Raw genomic sequence first — 21,259 nt, forward strand, 5'->3', positions numbered from 1 at the left:
CAATAACATTCCCCACCTAATACATTAGGCGGGGAAATAAAGCCCGAGGGCAAAGCATTTATATCAAAGAGCTTGCTGAACTTTTGGAACGAGTCAGCCAGAAATCTAATATTGTCAATGAAATACCGATAACCAATCCTATCGATAACACAATCATGGCTGCGGGGGGACCTCCCTTTGCCAGTCCTATCATCGCTAATGGTACCAAGCTCAAAATGCCCAGATTATTGAACGTTTCTGCAAAGGCCAGAACCATACCTTTATTAGCACTTGCTCTTGTCACCAAAACCACTGTACTTGAAGGTGCTCCAGCACCAAGCGCAATTCCCCAAAATATCAAACATCCCAATGAGCCGAAGAGTGTAATTGGAACGAGCATAAAAACTGAGATCACACCAGTTAGTAGCAGACTGACAACGACTAAAGTCGCTTCTTCTCGACCGCAAAGCTTGCGAAGCCCACCAGCTGAGATATTCCCTATCCCCAGACCGGTGCCAAAGGCTATAACAGTCAAACCGATTTCGGTTGGGCCAAATCCGTACCGTTGACGTAAAACTTCTCCCGACAGAAGAAAAGCAGAGACACCGGCACCATTCCAGGCCCCTTTTGCAATGAGTGGCCTGACAATCGACCATTGCCGAAACCAGATTAATTGCCGGCTTATAAGCTCTTTTGACGCAATGTGTGTCGGAAGACAGTAAAACCCTGCGATAAATGTGACGGTGCAGCCAAGCGAGCTAAATAAAAATGGTGCTTGCCAACTAATGAGGTCAGTAAGTATTCCCGCTAAGGCTGGGCCAAATGCAATACCGAAAGTCATGCCAAGCATAACGACTCCCATTGCTCCAGCCTGGCAGTTATAAGGAACGATATCGGCGATCAAGGCAAATACTGTCGGTATGATGACCGCTGATGCTATACCGCCAAAAATCCGCAGTGCGACTGCGATTTCAAGCGTGGGTGCAAAAATGATAGCAAGACCATCTACGGCAAAAAACAATAAGGAACCTAGAAGTAATCTGCTCCGATTAACTCGATCTGAAAAATATCCGAGTACGGGGGCTGCCAGAGCATAGGAAAATGCATAACCAGACACTAGCCAGGATGCTCCGACGGTGGTCGTCTCAAAGGCTATTGCCAGAGGGGTAAGCATAGACGATAACATGAATTCGGTCGCACCGACGAGGAATATGGTGACTGAAAGGATAAATAAAAACGTATAGTTTGTATTCTGTCCTAAAGTTGATGGATATTGAATTTTTCTGTTCATAAAATCAATTTAACTCCGTATGCATATAGGTTTATTTTATATATTTCTTGTGATAAAGCGTGATGAACCGGTAATGCAGAAAAGCTATTGTGAAAACGCAGAGGGAAGGACGTGTTAAGCCAGTTTAGATAGGATAGTGTAAGTATTAGGTACTACGAAAGCTGATAGGGAAAGTGAGGGTAATAAAATTGTTAGTTAGTATACCGGACAAAAAAGCTAGCAAGAAATTACTTTGTGAGATTGGGTATTTGATGCTCTCTATCTGATTAGTTGGGTGTTAAATAAATTGTCACACCTAATATCTATAGAGAGCAAGCTGTAGTGGTCTAATAAAGCCCCTGAGTATGTTGTTCATATGTATTATGAAGAATTTTATTTACAGGGTCGGCATGATTTTATACGCTTATATTCCTGTTTTTTCCTATTTATTGGGATTATCTTTGGGGTGTATGACCATATCCTTCCTCATTCGAAAAATGAATATTGCTCTTTTTGGAAAAAATATTTTTGGATTTTTCTTATTCTTAGCAACTATAAACTGCATTCTCTTTTCAAGAGAAACAACTCTTATTTCAGTTTGGCTGGATGCTCTGCATAGAATATTATGGGGAGTAATAAGTGGATTTATTGTCATAATAGGAAGAAATATTCTTATAACTGAAGGAAATGAAAAGAAGACGAGTAAGGATTTTTCTATCTTAAGCCTGGCGCTATTAAGCCTGCCATTTATAATTCCAGTCATTTTTTCTTTCTTCGGTTTAAATTCCCGTGCATCAGCAGATTTTTTTGCTGCTTTTATTTATTCTATTGCTTCAATTATCTATTATACGGGCTTTAAAAGCAATAATTTAAAAAAACAAAAACTCGATATTAAGGGTTCTGCGAAAACAACCAATAAATTAGTTGTTTTCTTCTCCTTTTCAAGTTTAGTCATAATCAATGTTTGCTTTTTCCTCTCTTTAATGATTATGCCCGCTATGCGAACAAAATATTTTGAACATATTGATATGGTTCAAATGTATATCATACTACTGATTATATGGTTCCCCAGTGCATTTGGTATCATGAAAGTCATGAAATCCGTAATTTTAACAAAAAGAATTATGGTAGGTAATATCATTCAATTATTTTCTCTCGGATTTTGTTCACTTGGCATTATTATAAATTCTGGCATACTCTATTTGCTATTCACAATTATGGTGTTTTTAGCTAATACAATTATGCAACCTGTTTTTTTCTCTTATCTGGGGTTATATTCAAAAAATTCTCTTTATACTTTGGGTATGCAGTCAGGGATTTATGTATTTGTTACTATGATTATTCTCCTTTATACTATTTACTTAGGTGTTGGTCTTGAAGAAATTATTACTGGATTTACAATATTATTAATTTCTTCAATAGTTATCTCTACTATTTTTCTTTCAGCAGTTAATTCAAAAAAATAATAATAGGTAGTAAAAATTAATAAATTTATATAAAAATAACTTTTATACCCAATAGATTTCAAGCCGCAGCGTGGCGGCAAGTGAACGCAGCCAACAAAGCAGCGATTTGAAGGATGAAGGGTATATACACTTTTGGGGACCGCGGCTTAATAACCGTAAGCAACAGCATTATTGAGAATAAATTTGGAATAAATAGCGATATTAATTTTACGGATCAAATGATGATTGGATAAACCATGTCAAACTAATTTGACTTTAAGCTGAAATTAGCATCATTCATTTTTCTGTTATATAGAATTTAAAGATACATTTGAATAAGTAATTAATTATGTGATTTTCTTTCATAAGAATAATAAACAAATAATTTATTTTTAATTTAAAACTATTTATTTATGGTATTAAAAATAACTGACATATGTATTGGTTGTATTATTTTTTTATTACGAAAAAATATATATAAAAATTAGTTTTTGTTTGAAATTGTTTCGTCTGAGTGTTAAATATAATTAGCGTTTACATCAGTTGTATAATTTGATTATTATAAAATAATATGTAATGAAGCTAGTTTATATTTTTGCATGTTAAGATATATCTGATTAAGCATTAAATTTCTGATAAGTATGGTTTTTTTGTTTGCTGTTGGAAGGGAGTGACTGATTTGCACATAATTATCAAAGCAAACCCATTGTTAATTAAAAGTCAGGAAAGTGAATTCATCTTTCTAGTATCTGGTTTTTCCTGAAATAGTTTACATCAGATATTAATATCAAATGGACAAAATACAGCAAGGATTTAGCTCTCATGCCAGTATATATATCCAATAGATCCATTTTTATTTAGTTATGGAGTTCAGCGTCTGCTAATAAAAAATTGCAGTAAATCAAAGGCGCTTATCTAAAAAACAGGAACAAAAATGGAATGCTTTTTTAGGTTCACCAGATGAACTGTTTATTCCACGGTTAGGAAAATTATCGTTGCAGAATTGTTAATTATGCGGCTATTAACCGGAATATGACATCCAGCGCCTGAGAGAAAATATTGCCTGAGCATCTTTCGATGTCAGGTGTGCTCGTTGTTATTTCTCCTAAAAGTAAAAGAAAAACATTTTTGATGGTTGCTGGAAATAACAGTTTTTAAATATTTTGAGGTAGTAAGTAGATGAAAGAGAGTATCGCGAGAAAGGGAAGTATCCTTGAAGCTGAATTAGTTCAAGTGTCGTTAGAAGAGCGGGATGGCGATATATCTGTCCAGAAGCCTAATTTATTGTCTGAGGCTGAACGCACGCTGTTACGGGAAACCTGGAACGCGACTGAAACACCGTATCCTAACCAGTTGTGCCTCCATCAGTTGTTTGAACAACAGGCAGCGAAAACCCCGGCAGCTACGGCACTGATAGCGGGACAGCAGATCCTCAGTTACGCGGAACTGAATGCTAATGCTAATTGGTTGGCCCATCAACTGATTGAACAGGGGATTTACCCGGGTGACCATGTTGCAATTTTGTTAGAACGATCCATTGATCTGGTGGTGGCCCAGTTGGCTATCCTTAAGGCTGGTGCTGTTTACATGCCTATAGACCCCAGTGTACCGGACGAACGAAAGAATTGGCTGATAAATGATTACTCAGCTAATTTATTGATTACTGATATGCATTTTGATATTCCGGTTGACCTTGCTGTTCCATTATTTCGTCTCTCCGATAAAGTAAATACGGGTAGGGAGGAAGATTATTTCAATCCTGACTTATCGCGTTCCAGTAGCCAAGCCGCGTATATTATGTACACCTCCGGTTCGACTGGCATGCCAAAAGGCGTGGTAGTGCCTCACCGCGCCGTTGTCCGATTGGTCATTAATAATGGCTATGCTGAAATTGGGCCGGATGATCGGATGGCTTTTGCTGCTAACCCCGCTTTCGATGCCAGCACATTTGAAGTTTGGGCGCCGTTACTTAATGGTGCTGCGCTGGTGGTTATCGATCACCTCACCTTATTGACCCCGCCAGATTTTGTGCAGGTATTACAACAACATCACATCACTATCCTGTGGCTAAGTGTCGGGTTGTTTAACCGGCTGGCAACGGAACTGTCCCCGGTGTTGCCTCAGCTTAGAATGCTGTTAGTCGGAGGAGATGCCCTCGACCCGCATGTTATTGCTCAAGTATTGCGCCATAATCCTCCACAACAGTTGTTAAATGCTTATGGCCCAACTGAAGGCACTACCTTTACCACGACATACCGTATTGAATCGTTACCGGAGGGAACAATCAGTATTCCCATTGGTCAACCAATCGCTAACACACGAGTTTATTTGCTGGACACTGATGGTCAGCCGGTACCTTTAGGGGAGGTTGGTGAGATTTATGTGGGTGGAGACGGGGTAGCTTGTGGTTATCTTAATCGACCTGAATTGACGGTGGAACTTTTCCTGACAGATCCATTTAGTGATTCACCGGGTGCGAGAATGTACCGCACCGGGGATTTGGCTCGTTATCTGCCGGATGGCAATCTGGAATTCCTTGGGCGTAACGATCAACAGGTTAAAATCCGCGGCTTTCGGATTGAACCGGGGGAAATTGAGGCTGGGTTGGTAGAATACCCGACAGTACATGAAGCGGTTGTGCTGGCGCTGGGTGATGGTCAGGACAAACATCTGGTTGCCTATGTGTTGGCGCAAGCAGAGGATGGATTGGCCGCCCACTTGCGTGACCACCTGAGTGCCCGGTTGCCTGATTACATGATACCGGTGGCTTTTGTGTGTTTGGATGAATTCCCGTTAACCCCAAATGGTAAATTGGATCGCCGTGCGTTGCCGACTCCGGGGAAAGAAGCCTTTGCCCGTCAAGTTTATGCTGCGCCACAAGGGGAGATGGAAACTGTACTGGCAACTCTCTGGCGTGAATTACTGGGGATTGAACAGATTAGTCGGCATGACAGTTTCTTTGCACTGGGCGGCCACTCACTGCTAGGTGTGCGAATGATTGAACGTTTGCGTCAGCTTGGGTTGACACTGGCAGCACGTGACCTGTTTCAGTCGCCGGTTCTGTTGGAGCTTGCTCAAACGTTGGGGCAACATCAGTCTGTGGTGTTGCCGCCTAATGTCATTACACCGACGACTACGACGCTGACACCAGAGATGTTACCGCTGATTGAGCTGACTCAACCAGACATTGACCGTATCGTCGGACAAGTGCCGGGCGGGATAACCAATATTCAGGATATCTATGCGTTGTCGCCATTGCAGGACGGTATCCTGTTCCACCATCTGCTGGCAAATAAAGGCGACCCCTATCTGTTGGTCTACCCGATGACCTTTGCTAATCGGACTCTACTGGATCGTTATCTGGTAGCGGTTCAACAGGTGATTGACCGCCATGATATCTTGCGCACGGCCTTTGTTTGGCAAGGGTTGTCTGTTCCGGCTCAGGTGGTTTGGCGTCAAGCTGCATTGTCAGTCACTGAACTGACGCTGAACCCGGCGGATGGCCCAGTTAATGAACAATTGGCTCAACGTTTTGACCCGCGACAACACCGTCTTGACCTGAGTCAGGCTCCGTTGTTGCGTTTTGTCGTCGCTCAGGAAACCGATGGTCATTGGGTAGCCCTGCAATTGCAGCATCACCTCATTGGTGATCATACAACAATGGAAGTGATGAATCGGGAAGTGCAGGCGTATTTTGCTGGTCAGGGGGATAACTTGCGAGCTCCAGTTCCTTTCCGCAATTTGGTGGCTCAGGCTCGACTGGGGATGAGGCAGGAAGAATATTCTCATTTCTTTACTGACATGTTGGCGGAGGTGGAGGAGCCAACGTTGCCGTTTGGACTAACCGAAGTACATCGTGATGGTTCGCAGGTGACACAATCGCATCAGCCGCTATCACCGATACTGAATGATCGCTTGCGTGGTCAGGCTCGGCGTCTTGGTGTCAGTCTGGCGGCCTTATGCCATCTGGCTTGGGCACAGGTCCTATCACGTACCAGCGGTCAGGAGAAAGTCGTCTTTGGTACGGTGCTGTTTGGGCGCATGGCTGCGGGGGAAGGCGCTGACAGTGGCATGGGACTGTTTATCAATACTCTGCCGTTGCGGTTGGATATGGACGATACCCCGGTGCAGAAGAGTGTCAGAGTGGCACATACCCGGCTGGCTGGATTACTGGATCATGAATATGCTTCATTGGCGCTGGCCCAGCGTTGCAGTGGGGTGCAGAGTGGAACACCGCTTTTTAGTGCCTTGCTAAACTACCGGCATAATGAACAGCCGATAACCCCGCATGAAATCATGAACGGGATTGAATTCCTTGGGGAACAGGAGTGTACCAACTACCCGTTTGTGCTGTCGGTAGAGGACGGGGGTTCTACACTGGGACTGACTGCTCAGGTGGTACAACCGTTTGATCCAGCACGGATATGCGGTTATATGCAACAGGCGCTGGAAAGTCTGGCTGATGCGCTTGAACAGGCGCCGGAAACGCCAGTTCGGACACTGAACATTTTGCCTGAAACTGAACGCAGATTATTGCTGAATACCTGGAACGCCACTGAAATCGCTTATCCTAAGCAGTTATGTCTCCATCAATTGTTTGAACAACAGGCAGCGAAAACCCCGGATGCCACAGCACTGATAGCCGGAGATCAAACCCTCAGTTATGCGGAACTGAACACCCGGGCTAACCGACTGGCCCATCAACTGATCGAACAGGGGATACACCCGGATAACCACATTGCGATCCTGTTAGAACGCTCTGTTGAACTGATAGTGGCACAATTGGCTATTCTCAAGGCTGGTGCTGTTTACGTGCCGATAGATCTCAACGTGCCGGATGAACGGAAAAATGGGTTGATGAGTGACTGTTCAGCGAAGTTGTTGATCACGGGGGGGCAGGTAACTATCCCAACTGACCTGGCTCTTCCTGTGCTGCGTTGCACGGGTGAGACACAGAGCATCGGGGAAAAAGCGGACATCAATCCTGACTTACCTCGTTCCAGTACCGAATCAGCGTATATCATGTATACCTCCGGCTCGACTGGCACCCCAAAAGGGGTGATCGTGTCTCATCGGGCGGTAGTCCGGCTGGTCATTAATAATGGGTACGTTGAAATCGGACGGGATGATCGGGTGGTCTTCGCCGCTAACCCTGCGTTTGATGCCAGCACCTTCGAAGTCTGGAGCCCCTTGCTCAATGGCGGAACATTAGTGGTGATTGATCATGCCACGTTATTGACGCCGAAGGCGTTTGTACAGGCGTTACAGGATTATCGAATCACGATTCTGTGGCTGAGTGTCGGGCTGTTTAATCGGCTGGCTGAGGATTTGTCGCCGGTTCTTCCTCAGATCAAGAGCCTGATTGTCGGCGGAGATGTGCTCGATCCGTCGGTGATCGGCCAGATTCTGCGCAATAATCCGCCCCAACAGTTACTGAATGGCTATGGACCGACCGAAGGCACGACCTTTACCACAACATACCGTATTACGGCGTTAGCGCCGGGAGCAACGAAGATCCCGATTGGCCGTCCTATCGCCAACACGCGAGTTTATCTGTTGGATGCGGACAATCACCCGGTGCCGTTGGGGGTGATCGGTGAGATTTATGTGGGCGGAGAAGGGGTAGCCAGCGGTTATCTTAATCGCCCGGATTTGACTGCCGAGCGTTTCCTTGCTGATCCGTTTAGTGATGAGGCAGAAGCGCGGATGTACAAGACCGGGGATTTAGCGCGCTACCTGCCGGATGGCAATCTGGAATTTCTGGGTCGTAACGATCAACAGGTTAAAATCCGGGGTTTCCGGGTGGAGCCGGGAGAAATCGAAGCCCGGTTGATGGAATATCCTGCGGTGCGTGAGGCGGCGGTGCTGGCACAGGATGACGGGCAAGACAAACGTCTGGTTGCTTATGTGGCGGCGGAGCCGGATGAGGGATTATCAAATAGCTTGCGTACTCACCTGAGTTCAATCCTGCCTGATTATATGGTGCCAGCCGCTTTTGTACGTTTGGATTCATTCCCACTGACGCCTAATGGCAAGCTGAACCGTCAGGCATTACCGGGGTTGGGCGAAGAAGCTTTTGCCCGTCAGGTTTACGAAGCGCCACAAGGGGAAATGGAAATAGCCCTGGCGGCTATCTGGCGTGAATTGCTTGGGATTGACCCGATAAGCCGGCATGATAATTTCTTTGCACTGGGCGGTCATTCACTGTTGGCGGTACGGGTGATGAACCGGGTAGCAGCTTTAGGTATTGAACTGTCGCTGACCCGCTTATTTGAATCCCCTTCATTGACGGCTTTTGCTCAGGTGATGAATACCCGGCTTGGTGAACTTGGTGAACAAAGCAAGATACTTCCGGCTATCATACCGATATCCCGTGAGGGTGAGCTGCCTCTGTCATTCGCCCAACAACGGCTATGGTTCCTGGCGCAGCTTGAGGGGGTGAGTGATACCTATCATATTCCTCTGGCACTGCGTTTGCGGGGTCAGCTTGATATTGCGGCTTGGCAGTGGGCGCTTGATACGCTGTTGACCCGCCATGAAGCATTACGTTCCGTATTCGTTTCCGTTGATGGTCAACCTCAGATTGAACTGTTGCCGGCTGAATCGGGTTTACTAATGAAAAAATACGATCTGCGTCAAGCCCCGGACGTGGACGAACAGCTTAAGCATGTATGCACACATGAAGCTGAGGCTCCGTTTGATCTCGTTCAAGGGCCATTAATCCGCTCTGTTTTGATACAACGGGCTGATGATGATTATGTATTTTTACTGACTCAGCATCACATTGTTTCAGACGGCTGGTCTGTTAATGTGCTGATACGTGAACTGAACGTGCTTTACACCGCTTTTCTGGTAGGACAACGTGATCCGTTACCTCCATTAGCGATCCAGTATCCTGATTATGCTGCATGGCAGCGTCAATGGCTGTCGGCTGAGCGGGTACAAGTTCAATCTGACTATTGGCGTATTACGCTGGCTGATGCACCGGTCCTGCTGGATTTGCCGACTGACCGACCCCGTCCGCCTCAACAGTCATTTGCCGGTAACGTCTTGCCTATCAATCTGGATGCAGAATTAACAACATCACTTAAGCGCCTGAGTGAACAGCAAGGGGGTACGTTATTCATGACTCTGTTGTCAGCTTGGGCCACGGTCTTGTCACGTCTGTCCGGTCAGGAAGATCTGATAATAGGTACGCCGAGCGCGGGTCGCAGTCGTCAGGAGGTGGAATCCCTGATCGGTTTCTTTGTCAATACGCTGGCCTTGCGTATCGATTTATCGGGCGCTCCGAATGTGACGGAATTGCTGACGCGTGTGCGGAAAATCGCGCTGGCGGCGCAGGATCATCAGGATCTGCCTTTCGAACAAGTTGTTGAGATCGTACAACCACCACGCAGACCAGAACATACTCCGCTGTTCCAGGTGATGTTTGCCTGGCAGGACGGTGAAACAGAGGAATGGCAATTACCAGGATTGGAAGTGGCACCCATCGGGCAGGGATATGATATCGCTAAATTCGATTTGCAACTGGAATTGATGGAGAAGGATGGAGAGGTTGTTGGGACGTTAACTTATTCTTCTGCCTTGTTCGACCTGGAAACGATTGAAAGGCAGGTTGGCTATTTGCAGGCCATGTTGCGAGCAATGGTGAACAATCCTCAACAACTTGTCACAGTTGTCGATATCTTGTCACCCAATGAGCGGACATTATTGTTGGAAAGCTGGAACGCGACCGAAGAGCCATATCCTGAGCCGTTGTGTGTTCACCAATTATTTGAACAACAGGCAGAGAAGACCCCAGATGCCATAGCAGTGAAATATGAAAACCAGACGCTGAGCTATGCGGAACTCAATACCCGTGCTAATCGGCTGGCTCATCAGCTTATTGTACTCGGCGTGAAACCGGATCATCGGGTAGCGATTTGTGCGGCACGTTCACTCGCCCGGGTGGTCGGGTTGCTGGCTGTATTGAAAGCGGGTGGGGCTTATGTGCCGTTGGACCCAGCTTATCCGGGTGAACGTCTGTCATATATTTTGGCTGATGCTGCGCCGGCTATTTTGCTGGCAGACAACGCCGGATGTACAGCGTTGGGTGAAGAGATGCTTTCGGGGCTGACTGTACTTGATCCAAATGTGCTGCCCGACCAGCCGGACGGTAACCCGCAGGTACCGGCATTGACCTCCCGTCATCTGGCGTATGTGATTTACACCTCGGGTTCTACCGGCACGCCAAAAGGGGTCATGGTTGAACATCGTGGGTTGGTTAATCTTATTCAAGATAAAATCGCCCAGTTTGATATTCGCAGCTATAGCAGGATGTTGCAGTTCGCCTCATTTGGCTTTGATGCCAGTGTCTGGGAAGTCATGATGACGCTGTGTGGTGGTGCCAGCCTGATTATTCCTGATGATACTGTTCGTCAGGACCCGCATAGTCTCTGGTGTTACCTGGAAAATCAGGCGGTGACACACGCTTGCCTGACCCCGGCTTTACTCCGGGATGGTACTGATTTACCGGTGATGACTATAAAACCGACGTTGATACTGGGTGGTGAAGCGCCCAGTACGGCACTGCTTCAAGCACTATGTGGTCGGGCAACCGTGTTCAATGCTTATGGTCCGACAGAGATAACGGTTTGCGCCACAGCTTGGCGTTGCCCTTCAAACTATCTAGATGAGACTATTCCTATTGGGCGTCCGACAGCCAATATGCGTGTTTATTTATTGGATGACCACAATCAGCCAGTGCCATTAGGGGCAGTAGGTGAGTTATATATTGGTGGCGCGGGTGTAGCGCGTGGTTATCTCAATCGCCCTGACTTGACCGCTGAACGTTTCCTGACTGATCCGTTTAGTGATACACCGGATGCCCGCATGTACCGAACCGGGGATTTGGCCCGTTACTTGCCGGATGGCAATTTAGTGTTTGTTGGCCGTAATGACCAGCAGGTTAAAATCCGTGGTTTCCGCATTGAACCGGGAGAAATTGAGGCCCGGTTGACCGAATACCCAGCGGTGAGTGAAGCTCTGGTATTAGCATTGGGTGATGAGCAGGATAAGCGCTTGATTGCCTATGTAGTGGCAGAAGCAGACGATGGACTGGCGAACAAACTGCGTGAACATCTGAGTGCAATTTTGCCTGATTATATGGTGCCGGCGGCTTTTGTGCGTTTAGATACTTTCCCGCTGACTCCGAATGGCAAATTGGATCGCCGGGCGCTGCCAGTGCCTGATCAGAACGCCTTTGCTCGTCAGATTTACCAAGCGCCGCAAGGGGAAATTGAAACCGCATTGGCGACTATCTGGAGTGAATTACTGGGAGTTAAACAAATCAGCCGGTACGACAGCTTCTTTGCCTTGGGGGGGCATTCGCTCCTTGCTGTCAGGATGATTGAACGTTTGCGGCGGATTGGACTGGGTGTATCGGTTCAGGCACTATTCCAGCATCCGACATTGAGTGTGCTGGCTCAGTCATTGTCTCAGAGTCATGAGATTAGAGTGCCTGATAACCGTATTACACCGGATACACCTGTACTGACACCGGAGATGTTGCCGCTGATTGATCTGACTCAGCCTGAAATTGATCGCATTGTTGATCAAATACCGGGTGGGATAACCAATATTCAGGATATCTATGCGCTGTCACCGTTGCAGGATGGCATTTTGTTCCACCATTTGCTGGCAAACGAGGGTGATCCTTATCTGCTAATCACCCAACAAGCTTTTGCAGATCGGCATTTGCTGGACCGTTATCTGGCAGCCGTTCAGCAGGTAGTTGACCGCCATGATATCTTGCGCACGGCTTTTGTTTGGCAAGGATTGTCTGTTCCGGCTCAGGTGGTTTGCCGCCAGATACCTTTATCCGTGACTGAACTGATACTTGATCCGGCTGATGGTCTTATTAGTGACCAATTGTCCCAACGTTTTGACTCGTGTCGGTATCGTATCGACTTGAGTCAGGCACCGTTATTGCGCTTTGTCGTCGCACAGGAACCTGATGGTCGCTGGATTCTACTGCAATTGCTGCATCATTTGATTGGCGATCACACCACGCTGGAAGTGATGAACAGCGAAGTGCAGGCATATCTTACCGGGCAGGTAGACAGTCTGCCGGCTCCGGTCCCTTTCCGTAATTTGGTGGCTCAGGCCCAGTTGGGCGTCAGTCAAGAAGAACATACTCGCTTCTTTACCGACATGTTGGCTGAAGTGGATGAACCAACGCTACCATTTGGTTTAGCGGAAGTACACCATGATGGCTCTCAAGTGGTGGAGTCGCATCGGATGCTGACAACTGGGTTGAATAATCGCTTACGTAGTCAGGCTCGGCGTTTAGGCGTCAGTATGGCAGCTCTGTGTCATCTGGCTTGGGCACAGGTGTTGTCGCGAACCAGTGGACAGGCGCAAGTGGTGTTCGGCACTGTATTGTTTGGACGTATGCAGGCAGGTGAAGGTTCTGATAGCGGTATGGGATTATTTATCAATACCTTACCGTTGCGGCTGAATATGGATGATACCCCGGTACGTGACAGTGTACGTACGGCACATACTCGGTTAGCAGGTTTGTTGGAACATGAACACGCATCTTTGGCGTTGGCTCAGCGTTGCAGTGGTGTAGCCAGTGGTACACCGCTTTTCAATGCGCTGTTGAACTACCGGCATAATGAACAGCCAATAACCCCGCATGAAATGATGAGCGGGATTGAATTCCTTGGTGCTAAAGAGCGTACTAACTATCCGTTTGTATTGTCGGTGGAGGATGGAGGTTCCGATCTGGGGATAACGGCTCAGGTGGTACAACCGTTTGATCCAGCACGGATATGCGGTTATATGCAACAGGCGCTGGAAAGTCTGGCTGATGCGCTTGAACAGGCGCCGGAAACGCCAGTTCGGACACTGAACATTTTGCCTGAAACTGAACGCAGATTATTGCTGAATACCTGGAACGCCACTGAAATCGCTTATCCTAAGCAGTTATGTCTCCATCAATTGTTTGAACAACAGGCAGCGAAAACCCCGGATGCCACAGCACTGATAGCCGGAGATCAAACCCTCAGTTATGCGGAACTGAACACCCGGGCTAACCGACTGGCCCATCAACTGATCGAACAGGGGATACACCCGGATAACCACATTGCGATCCTGTTAGAACGCTCTGTTGAACTGATAGTGGCACAATTGGCTATTCTCAAGGCTGGTGCTGTTTACGTGCCGATAGATCTCAACGTGCCGGATGAACGGAAAAATGGGTTGATGAGTGACTGTTCAGCGAAGTTGTTGATCACGGGGGGGCAGGTAACTATCCCAACTGACCTGGCTCTTCCTGTGCTGCGTTGCACGGGTGAGACACAGAGCATCGGGGAAAAAGCGGACATCAATCCTGACTTACCTCGTTCCAGTACCGAATCAGCGTATATCATGTATACCTCCGGCTCGACTGGCACCCCAAAAGGGGTGATCGTGTCTCATCGGGCGGTAGTCCGGCTGGTCATTAATAATGGGTACGTTGAAATCGGACGGGATGATCGGGTGGTCTTCGCCGCTAACCCTGCGTTTGATGCCAGCACCTTCGAAGTCTGGAGCCCCTTGCTCAATGGCGGAACATTAGTGGTGATTGATCATGCCACGTTATTGACGCCGAAGGCGTTTGTACAGGCGTTACAGGATTATCGAATCACGATTCTGTGGCTGAGTGTCGGGCTGTTTAATCGGCTGGCTGAGGATTTGTCGCCGGTTCTTCCTCAGATCAAGAGCCTGATTGTCGGCGGAGATGTGCTCGATCCGTCGGTGATCGGCCAGATTCTGCGCAATAATCCGCCCCAACAGTTACTGAATGGCTATGGACCGACCGAAGGCACGACCTTTACCACAACATACCGTATTACGGCGTTAGCGCCGGGAGCAACGAAGATCCGGATTGGCCGTCCTATCGCCAACACGCGAGTTTATCTGTTGGATGCGGACAATCACCCGGTGCCGTTGGGGGTGATCGGTGAGATTTATGTGGGCGGAGAAGGGGTAGCCAGCGGTTATCTTAATCGCCCGGATTTGACTGCCGAGCGTTTCCTTGCTGATCCGTTTAGTGATGAGGCAGAAGCGCGGATGTACAAGACCGGGGATTTAGCGCGCTACCTGCCGGATGGCAATCTGGAATTTCTGGGTCGTAACGATCAACAGGTTAAAATCCGGGGTTTCCGGGTGGAGCCGGGAGAAATCGAAGCCCGGTTGATGGAATATCCTGCGGTGCGTGAGGCGGCGGTGCTGGCACAGGATGACGGGCAAGACAAACGTCTGGTTGCTTATGTGGCGGCGGAGCCGGATGAGGGATTATCAAATAGCTTGCGTACTCACCTGAGTTCAATCCTGCCTGATTATATGGTGCCAGCCGCTTTTGTACGTTTGGATTCATTCCCACTGACGCCTAATGGCAAGCTGAACCGTCAGGCATTACCGGGGTTGGGCGAAGAAGCTTTTGCCCGTCAGGTTTACGAAGCGCCACAAGGGGAAATGGAAATAGCCCTGGCGGCTATCTGGCGTGAATTGCTTGGGATTGACCCGATAAGCCGGCATGATAATTTCTTTGCACTGGGCGGTCATTCACTGTTGGCGGTACGGGTGATGAACCGGGTAGCGGCTTTAGGCGTCGAATTGCCGCTCGTAGCCTTGTTTATGTCACCGTCACTTTCTGCTTTTGCAGAGAAGATCTGTGCACAATGTAATGAAAATAGTCACAGATTGCCTGAAATTACTCCGGTATCTCGTGGTAGCGCTCTGCCATTGTCGTTTAGTCAGCAGCATCTGTGGTTCCTTGCACAGTTGGAGGGGGTGAGTGATACCTACCATATTCCTGTCATACAGCGTTTGCGTGGTCAGCTTGATATTGGGGCTTGGCAGCGGGCGCTTGATGGTCTGTTTGCCCGTCACGAGGCTTTACGTTCTGTCTTTGTGACGGTTGAGGGTCAACCACAGGTCGAATTGTTACCGGCTAAATCCGGTATACCCATGAAAAAATATGATTTGAGAGGCGCTACTGATGCCGATGAGCAGCTCAAGCGTTTGTGTCTGGAAGAGTCTGGGGCATCGTTTGATCTCGCCCACGGCCCCTTAATTCGTTCCAGTTTGATACAACTGGCAGATGGGGATTACGTATTTCTGTTGACCTTGCATCATATTATTTTCGATGGTTGGTCTTTAGGGATACTGAAATCAGAACTAAGTGCCCTCTATGCGGCTTTTTTGGCAGGGGAACCTGATCCGTTGCCTCCGTTGACGATTCAGTACCCTGATTATGCTGCGTGGCAGCGTCAGTGGCTTTCCATTGAACGCTTACAATCTCAATCCGACTGTTGGCGTACTATGTTGACGGGTACGCCGGTACTACTTGATTTGCCAACCGATCGACCACGCCCCCCTCGGCAGTCGTTTACTGGGAGAATATGGTCTATCAATCTGGATGCAGAATTAACACAATCCCTCAAACGTCTGAGTGAACAGCAGGGCACGACGTTATTCATGACTATTCTATCCGCGTGGGCCACGGTCCTGTCGCGCCTGTCAGGCCAAAATGATCTGGTTATCGGTACACCCAGCGCAGGTCGTGGTCGTCAGGAGATTGAATCTCTGGTGGGCTTCTTTGTTAATGTATTGGCTTTACGCATTGATTTATCAGGAGAGCCGGATGTGTCTGAGCTGCTAGCGCGCGTGCGGCAAACCACGCTAACGGCACAGGACAATCAGGATCTGCCGTTTGAACAGGTGCTGGAAATTGTGCAACCGCCGCGCAGACTGGCCCATACGCCGTTATTCCAAGTGATGTTTGCCTGGCAGAATAATGAGAATACGGAATGGAAACTACCGGAACTGGAATTGTTATCTACCGAGCAAGTTTTTTATATGGTCAAGTTTGATCTTGAACTGAACTTGTTTGAAGAAGATGGCGGGATTGTGGGATATCTGGGCTATGCAACGGCATTGTTTGATCAACAGACCATAGAGCGATACGTGACGTATTTACAAACGGTACTGAAAGCTATGGTCGCTGACCCAAAACAGCCTGTCAGGGATATTGATATTTTGGCACCTGCGGAGCGCACATTGTTGCTGGAAAGTTGGAACGCCCCTAAAACTGTGTGTCCTGAGAAATTATGTATTCATCAACTGTTTGAACAGCAAACGGAACAAAAACCGGATACGACGGCGCTGGTGTATGAAGAACAAACCCTCAGCTATACGCAATTGAATGCTTGTGCTAACCGACTGGCTCACCAATTGATTGCTCTGGGGATAACACCAGAGCAACGGGTGGCGATTTGTGTGACCCGTTCACTGGCAATGGTAGTAGGGTTGCTGGCAGTACTAAAAGCTGGCGGAGCCTATGTACCATTAGATCCCACTTATCCGGGGGATCGTCTGGCTTATATGCTGGATGAAGCTGCCCCGTCAGTAGTACTGGCGGATGAGACTGGACGTGCTGCGCTGGATGAACAAGTGCTGACAAAATTCACTGTACTTGATCCGAATATCTTGCCTAATCAGCCGGACAACAACCCGCACATACCTGCGCTAACCTCGCGGCATCTGGCGTATGTGATTTACACCTCGGGTTCTACCGGTACACCAAAAGGCGTGATGCTTGAGCATCGAGGGTTAGTTAACCTTATTCGGGATAAAATCACTCAGTTTGATATTCGCGCGGAGAGTCGGATGTTACAGTTTGCCTCATTTGGTTTCGATGCCAGCGTCTTGGAAATCATGATCGCGCTGTGTGGTGGTGCCACGTTGGACATTCCCGCCGATACAGTTCGTCAGGACCCACTTCGTCTCTGGCATTATCTGGAACAACAGGCGGTGACTCACGCTTGCTTGACACCGGCTCTGCTTCGGGATGGTGCTGATTTACCGGAGATAGCAATAAAACCGACATTGATATTAGGTGGTGAAGCACCGGGTACGGCTCTGCTTCAGGCGCTGCGTGGGCGGGCAACCGTGTTCAATGCCTATGGTCCGACAGAAATCACTGTGTGCGCCACTACCTGGCGTTGTCCGCCTGATTATACGGAGACATTAATCCCTATTGGCCGCCCAACGGCCAACACCTATGTTTATCTGCTGGACGCTTATGGCCAGCCTGTACCATTGGGGGCAGTGGGGGAATTATATCTCGGGGGTATCGGTGTAGCGCGCGGTTATCTTAATCGCTCTGACTTGACCGCTGAACGTTTCCTGACTGATCCATTTAGTGACACACCGGATGCCCGTATGTACCGAACCGGGGATTTGGCGCGTTACTTGCCGGATGGCAATTTAGTGTTTGTAGGCCGTAACGATCAGCAGGTTAAAATTCGCGGTTTTCGGATTGAACCCGGTGAAATCGAAGCCCGGTTGACTGAATATCCTGCGGTACGTGAGGCTATCGTTATGGCTCTGGGGGATGGACAGGACAAACGGCTGGTTGCCTATGTGGTAGCAGAAGCAGATAACAGATTGATTACCCATTTGCATAGTCATCTGAGAACACTATTGCCTGACTACATGGTGCCGACAGCTTTTGTGCGTCTGGATGCCTTCCCGTTGACACCTAACGGCAAGCTGGATCGTCGGGCGCTGCCAGTGCCTGATCAGAGTGCTTTTGCTCGTCAAATCTATGAAGCGCCGCGAGGAGAAGTTGAGATCGTGCTGGCCGCTGTCTGGAGTAAATTGCTGGGAGTTAAGCAGATAGGCCGATATGACAATTTCTTTGCGCTGGGTGGACACTCGCTGCTTGCTATGCGAATGATAAACCTTGCTGCGGAGCGAGGTTTGATTTGCTCATTGAATAATCTGTTCCAATTTCCTGTGTTGGCTGAACTGGTAGCAGAAATCACATCAGAATCGCTAACTCCATCGAAAAGAAGTGCGATACCGGTGCGACCTGACGGAATTGAGCCACCACTATTCTTTGTTCCTAGCGGCATGGATGATTATTCCTATGTCTTTGGGCTGGCTCAGCATATCCAGTCGGATTACCCGATTTATGCGTTACCCTGGCCATCCATTAATGAAGAACAGGCATCGACTATTGAGGAATTGGCTACCAGAATGATCACCTTTATGAAGGCCGTTCAACAGCAAGGGCCGTACCGAATATATGGTTACTCTTCTGGTGGCGTATTGGCTTATGCCATTGCTCAGCAGCTTCTGAACGCCGGTGAAATGGTGAACTTCTTAGGCTTGATTGACACGCCAGCGCCTCACCGCTTCAAGACCCGTGTCATTCAGCCAAAACTTCAATTTCTTGCGGAATTGGCAAGGCAGTCAGTGGATAAACATCCCCAGAAGATTGAAGCATTGCACCAGAAAATGGATGAACTGGACTTGGTGCAATTTATTGCAGCAGCGCAGAAGCTGGAATTGTATCCGTCAAATCTGCGTCCTGACTTGATTGCAAAACGGTGGGAACAGATGGGAAATTATGTACAAATGGTCAAAGATTATGAACCACAAGCAGTCGCGATCAAGCTACATCAATTCTATGCAATGGAATCTTACCCACAGATTCCTTTCGTTACCGATGTTGCATTACAGTCTTTAAATATGGAGCCGTCACTAGGTTGGGAGCAGATAATGCCTGACTCTTCGCTACAACTCACTTCTATACCCGGTGACCATTTTAGTTTGATGGAAGATAGTGAGAATAAAACTATTTTGGCTAAGACCTTAAGCAGAGCGTTGGCAGTGAATTGTGAAGCAGAAGCGCTGTAATGTCAGTAACATTGCAGGAACAGGGCGCAATATTGATTCCCATCCGCTGATGCTGCTGATGATAAAGTTGTTCGGTTAAAGATTCTTATCGCAGCTGAGCATTTTATTCTGAGTAAACAGCACCGAATATTGATGATTTCGGTGCTGATTTTGGGGCATTACTCCCTAGTCATTAAAAAGACCTGTTAAATGGTCTTTTTTGTTGTTGTTTTCAACAGGAAGGGCTAATGTAAAACCTATTAACAAGTCTTTTGGAGTATTTCTATGGCTAACATAATCTTATCAGATACTAGCGCAAGCATTAGTGAACTTAAAAAGAACCCGATGGCGACTGTTAACGCTGGGGCTGGATACCCTGTTGCTATCCTAAATCGTAACCAGCCAGCGTTTTATTGCATTCCGGCTGAACTTTACGAACAGATACTTGATGCTTTGGACGATCAAGAACTCGTTCGACTCGTCAATGAGCGTAGAAAACAGATATTGGTCGATGTAGATTTGGATCATTATCTATACCCTATAACGTGAAATTCAGGGAAGATGCATTTAAAGAGTGGAAGAGGCTTGATAAATCAATCCAGCAACAATTTGCTAAAAAGCTAAAAAAGTGTTGTGTTGAGCCTCATATTCCATCAGCTAAACTTCGCGGCATACCGAATTGCTATAAAATAAAATTACGCGCTTCTGGTTTTCGCTTGGTTTATGAGGTCATGGATGATGTGCTGATTATTGCTGTTGTCGCAGTGGGTAAACGCGAACGGAATGAAGCATATGAACTGGCAAGTAAAAGACTAAGATAGCCTTATGTTATCGCTTTAATTCGGTTGGGAAATATTGATGACTTCGGTGTTGATTTTGGCATTTATTGCACAAAGAAACACTTTTTCGATACCGAGAAATCCTATTTTTCCAGTGCATTCTGTGGCTGTTTCGGGAGACCATAGATTTTTATGGTCTCCCTTATAACTATAATGTTCCAAGTCAACCCACTTAAGGGGCTGATAAGCCCCATAAACTGTCCTGTTATCCGATAAGCGCCTTTGCTTTAGCCTTTATATCCTCCAGCTCTGAAGAATTAACATGACCTTTCTTTGTTACTTTTCTAGCTCGCCAATCAACACATGTCACCTGATCAGCTAAGGCAACACTGTCACGGCTTCCTGATAATTCAACTTCAAAAGGATAATCTTTCGCCTTCGTTGTACAAGGAACACAGAGCAGTAATCCCACTTTATTATTATAGGCAAATGGACTCAGCACTACTGCGGGGCGATGACCTCCTTGCTCGTGTCCAGCCACAGGATCAAAGTCAATCCAAATAATATCGCCAGAATCAGGCACAAAACGAGAAACCATTAGATCAATTCCTTACCTACTGGAGAACCAAAATCCATTTTTTCATGAATATTTTCGGGGGTAATCCCAGCTAATAGCGCATCGAGAGAATATTCTTTCGCCTTGACCGGAATAATGATAATTCGACCATCTTCGACAGCAATATCAACCGTATCATCAATACTAAGTGAAGCAGCTTGCATAATAGCGACCGGAAGACGTACAGAAGGGCTATTACCCCATTTTTTCACGACGACTTGTGCCATGTTTAAATCCTCTAAGTATCAACAATGAAGATACTCTATCAGTGATTATTTTAAGTGTCAACTTTGTTGATACTTCACTTGCGAACCCTATCGGGGAGAGCGTAAAATCTATGGTCGCCCTCGTTTTTGCAACACTCATTTTGATGAATTTTGGGCTTGCTTAAATCTATCCGGCGTCACTATAGGCAAGGAACCTGCGCCTCGATGAGTTCCGCGCCTGATGAACCTTA

7 protein-coding genes are annotated in these 21,259 nt (G+C 47.3%); 4 read left to right on the forward strand and 3 right to left on the reverse strand.

Annotated elements, in window-relative coordinates; genetic code table 11:
- Positions 1–58 precede the first annotated feature (58 nt).
- Entirely contained in the window at positions 59–1,270 is a 1,212-nt protein-coding gene (locus EAE89_RS10535) for an MFS transporter (RefSeq protein ID WP_054476763.1), read from the reverse strand.
- 389 nt (positions 1,271–1,659) lie between these two features.
- Here EAE89_RS10535 and EAE89_RS10540 point away from each other — a divergent pair, with 389 nt between their 5' ends.
- From EAE89_RS10540 to EAE89_RS10555, 4 genes are all read left to right on the forward strand, one after another.
- The gene (locus tag EAE89_RS10540; RefSeq protein WP_214085779.1) at positions 1,660–2,715 is read left to right on the forward strand and encodes a hypothetical protein; all 1,056 of its coding nucleotides are present in this window, start codon (positions 1,660–1,662) and stop codon (positions 2,713–2,715) included.
- A 1,158-nt stretch (positions 2,716–3,873) separates the two neighbouring features.
- A complete protein-coding gene (locus tag EAE89_RS10545) occupies positions 3,874–19,428 on the forward strand; it encodes a non-ribosomal peptide synthetase (RefSeq protein WP_214085780.1) in 15,555 nt (5,184 codons plus the stop codon).
- A gap of 264 nt (positions 19,429–19,692) precedes the next feature.
- Positions 19,693–19,956, forward strand: a complete 264-nt coding sequence (locus EAE89_RS10550; protein ID WP_054476770.1) for a type II toxin-antitoxin system Phd/YefM family antitoxin — start codon at positions 19,693–19,695, stop codon at positions 19,954–19,956.
- Entirely contained in the window at positions 19,941–20,228 is a 288-nt protein-coding gene (locus tag EAE89_RS10555; RefSeq protein ID WP_054476772.1) for a type II toxin-antitoxin system RelE family toxin, read from the forward strand. The genes EAE89_RS10550 and EAE89_RS10555 overlap by 16 nt, the downstream gene beginning before the upstream one ends.
- A gap of 223 nt (positions 20,229–20,451) precedes the next feature.
- Here EAE89_RS10555 and mazF read toward each other — a convergent pair whose 3' ends face one another.
- Together mazF and EAE89_RS10565 are read right to left on the reverse strand one after the other, a co-directional pair.
- The gene (gene mazF, locus EAE89_RS10560) at positions 20,452–20,784 is read right to left on the reverse strand and encodes an endoribonuclease MazF (protein ID WP_010849003.1); all 333 of its coding nucleotides are present in this window, start codon (positions 20,782–20,784) and stop codon (positions 20,452–20,454) included.
- A complete protein-coding gene (locus EAE89_RS10565; RefSeq protein ID WP_054476774.1) occupies positions 20,784–21,029 on the reverse strand; it encodes an AbrB/MazE/SpoVT family DNA-binding domain-containing protein in 246 nt (81 codons plus the stop codon). The genes mazF and EAE89_RS10565 overlap by 1 nt, the downstream gene beginning before the upstream one ends.
- Between the last annotated feature and the right edge of the window lie 230 nt (positions 21,030–21,259).

This window comes from Photorhabdus heterorhabditis (assembly GCF_018448905.1).
GTDB lineage: Bacteria > Pseudomonadota > Gammaproteobacteria > Enterobacterales > Enterobacteriaceae > Photorhabdus > Photorhabdus heterorhabditis.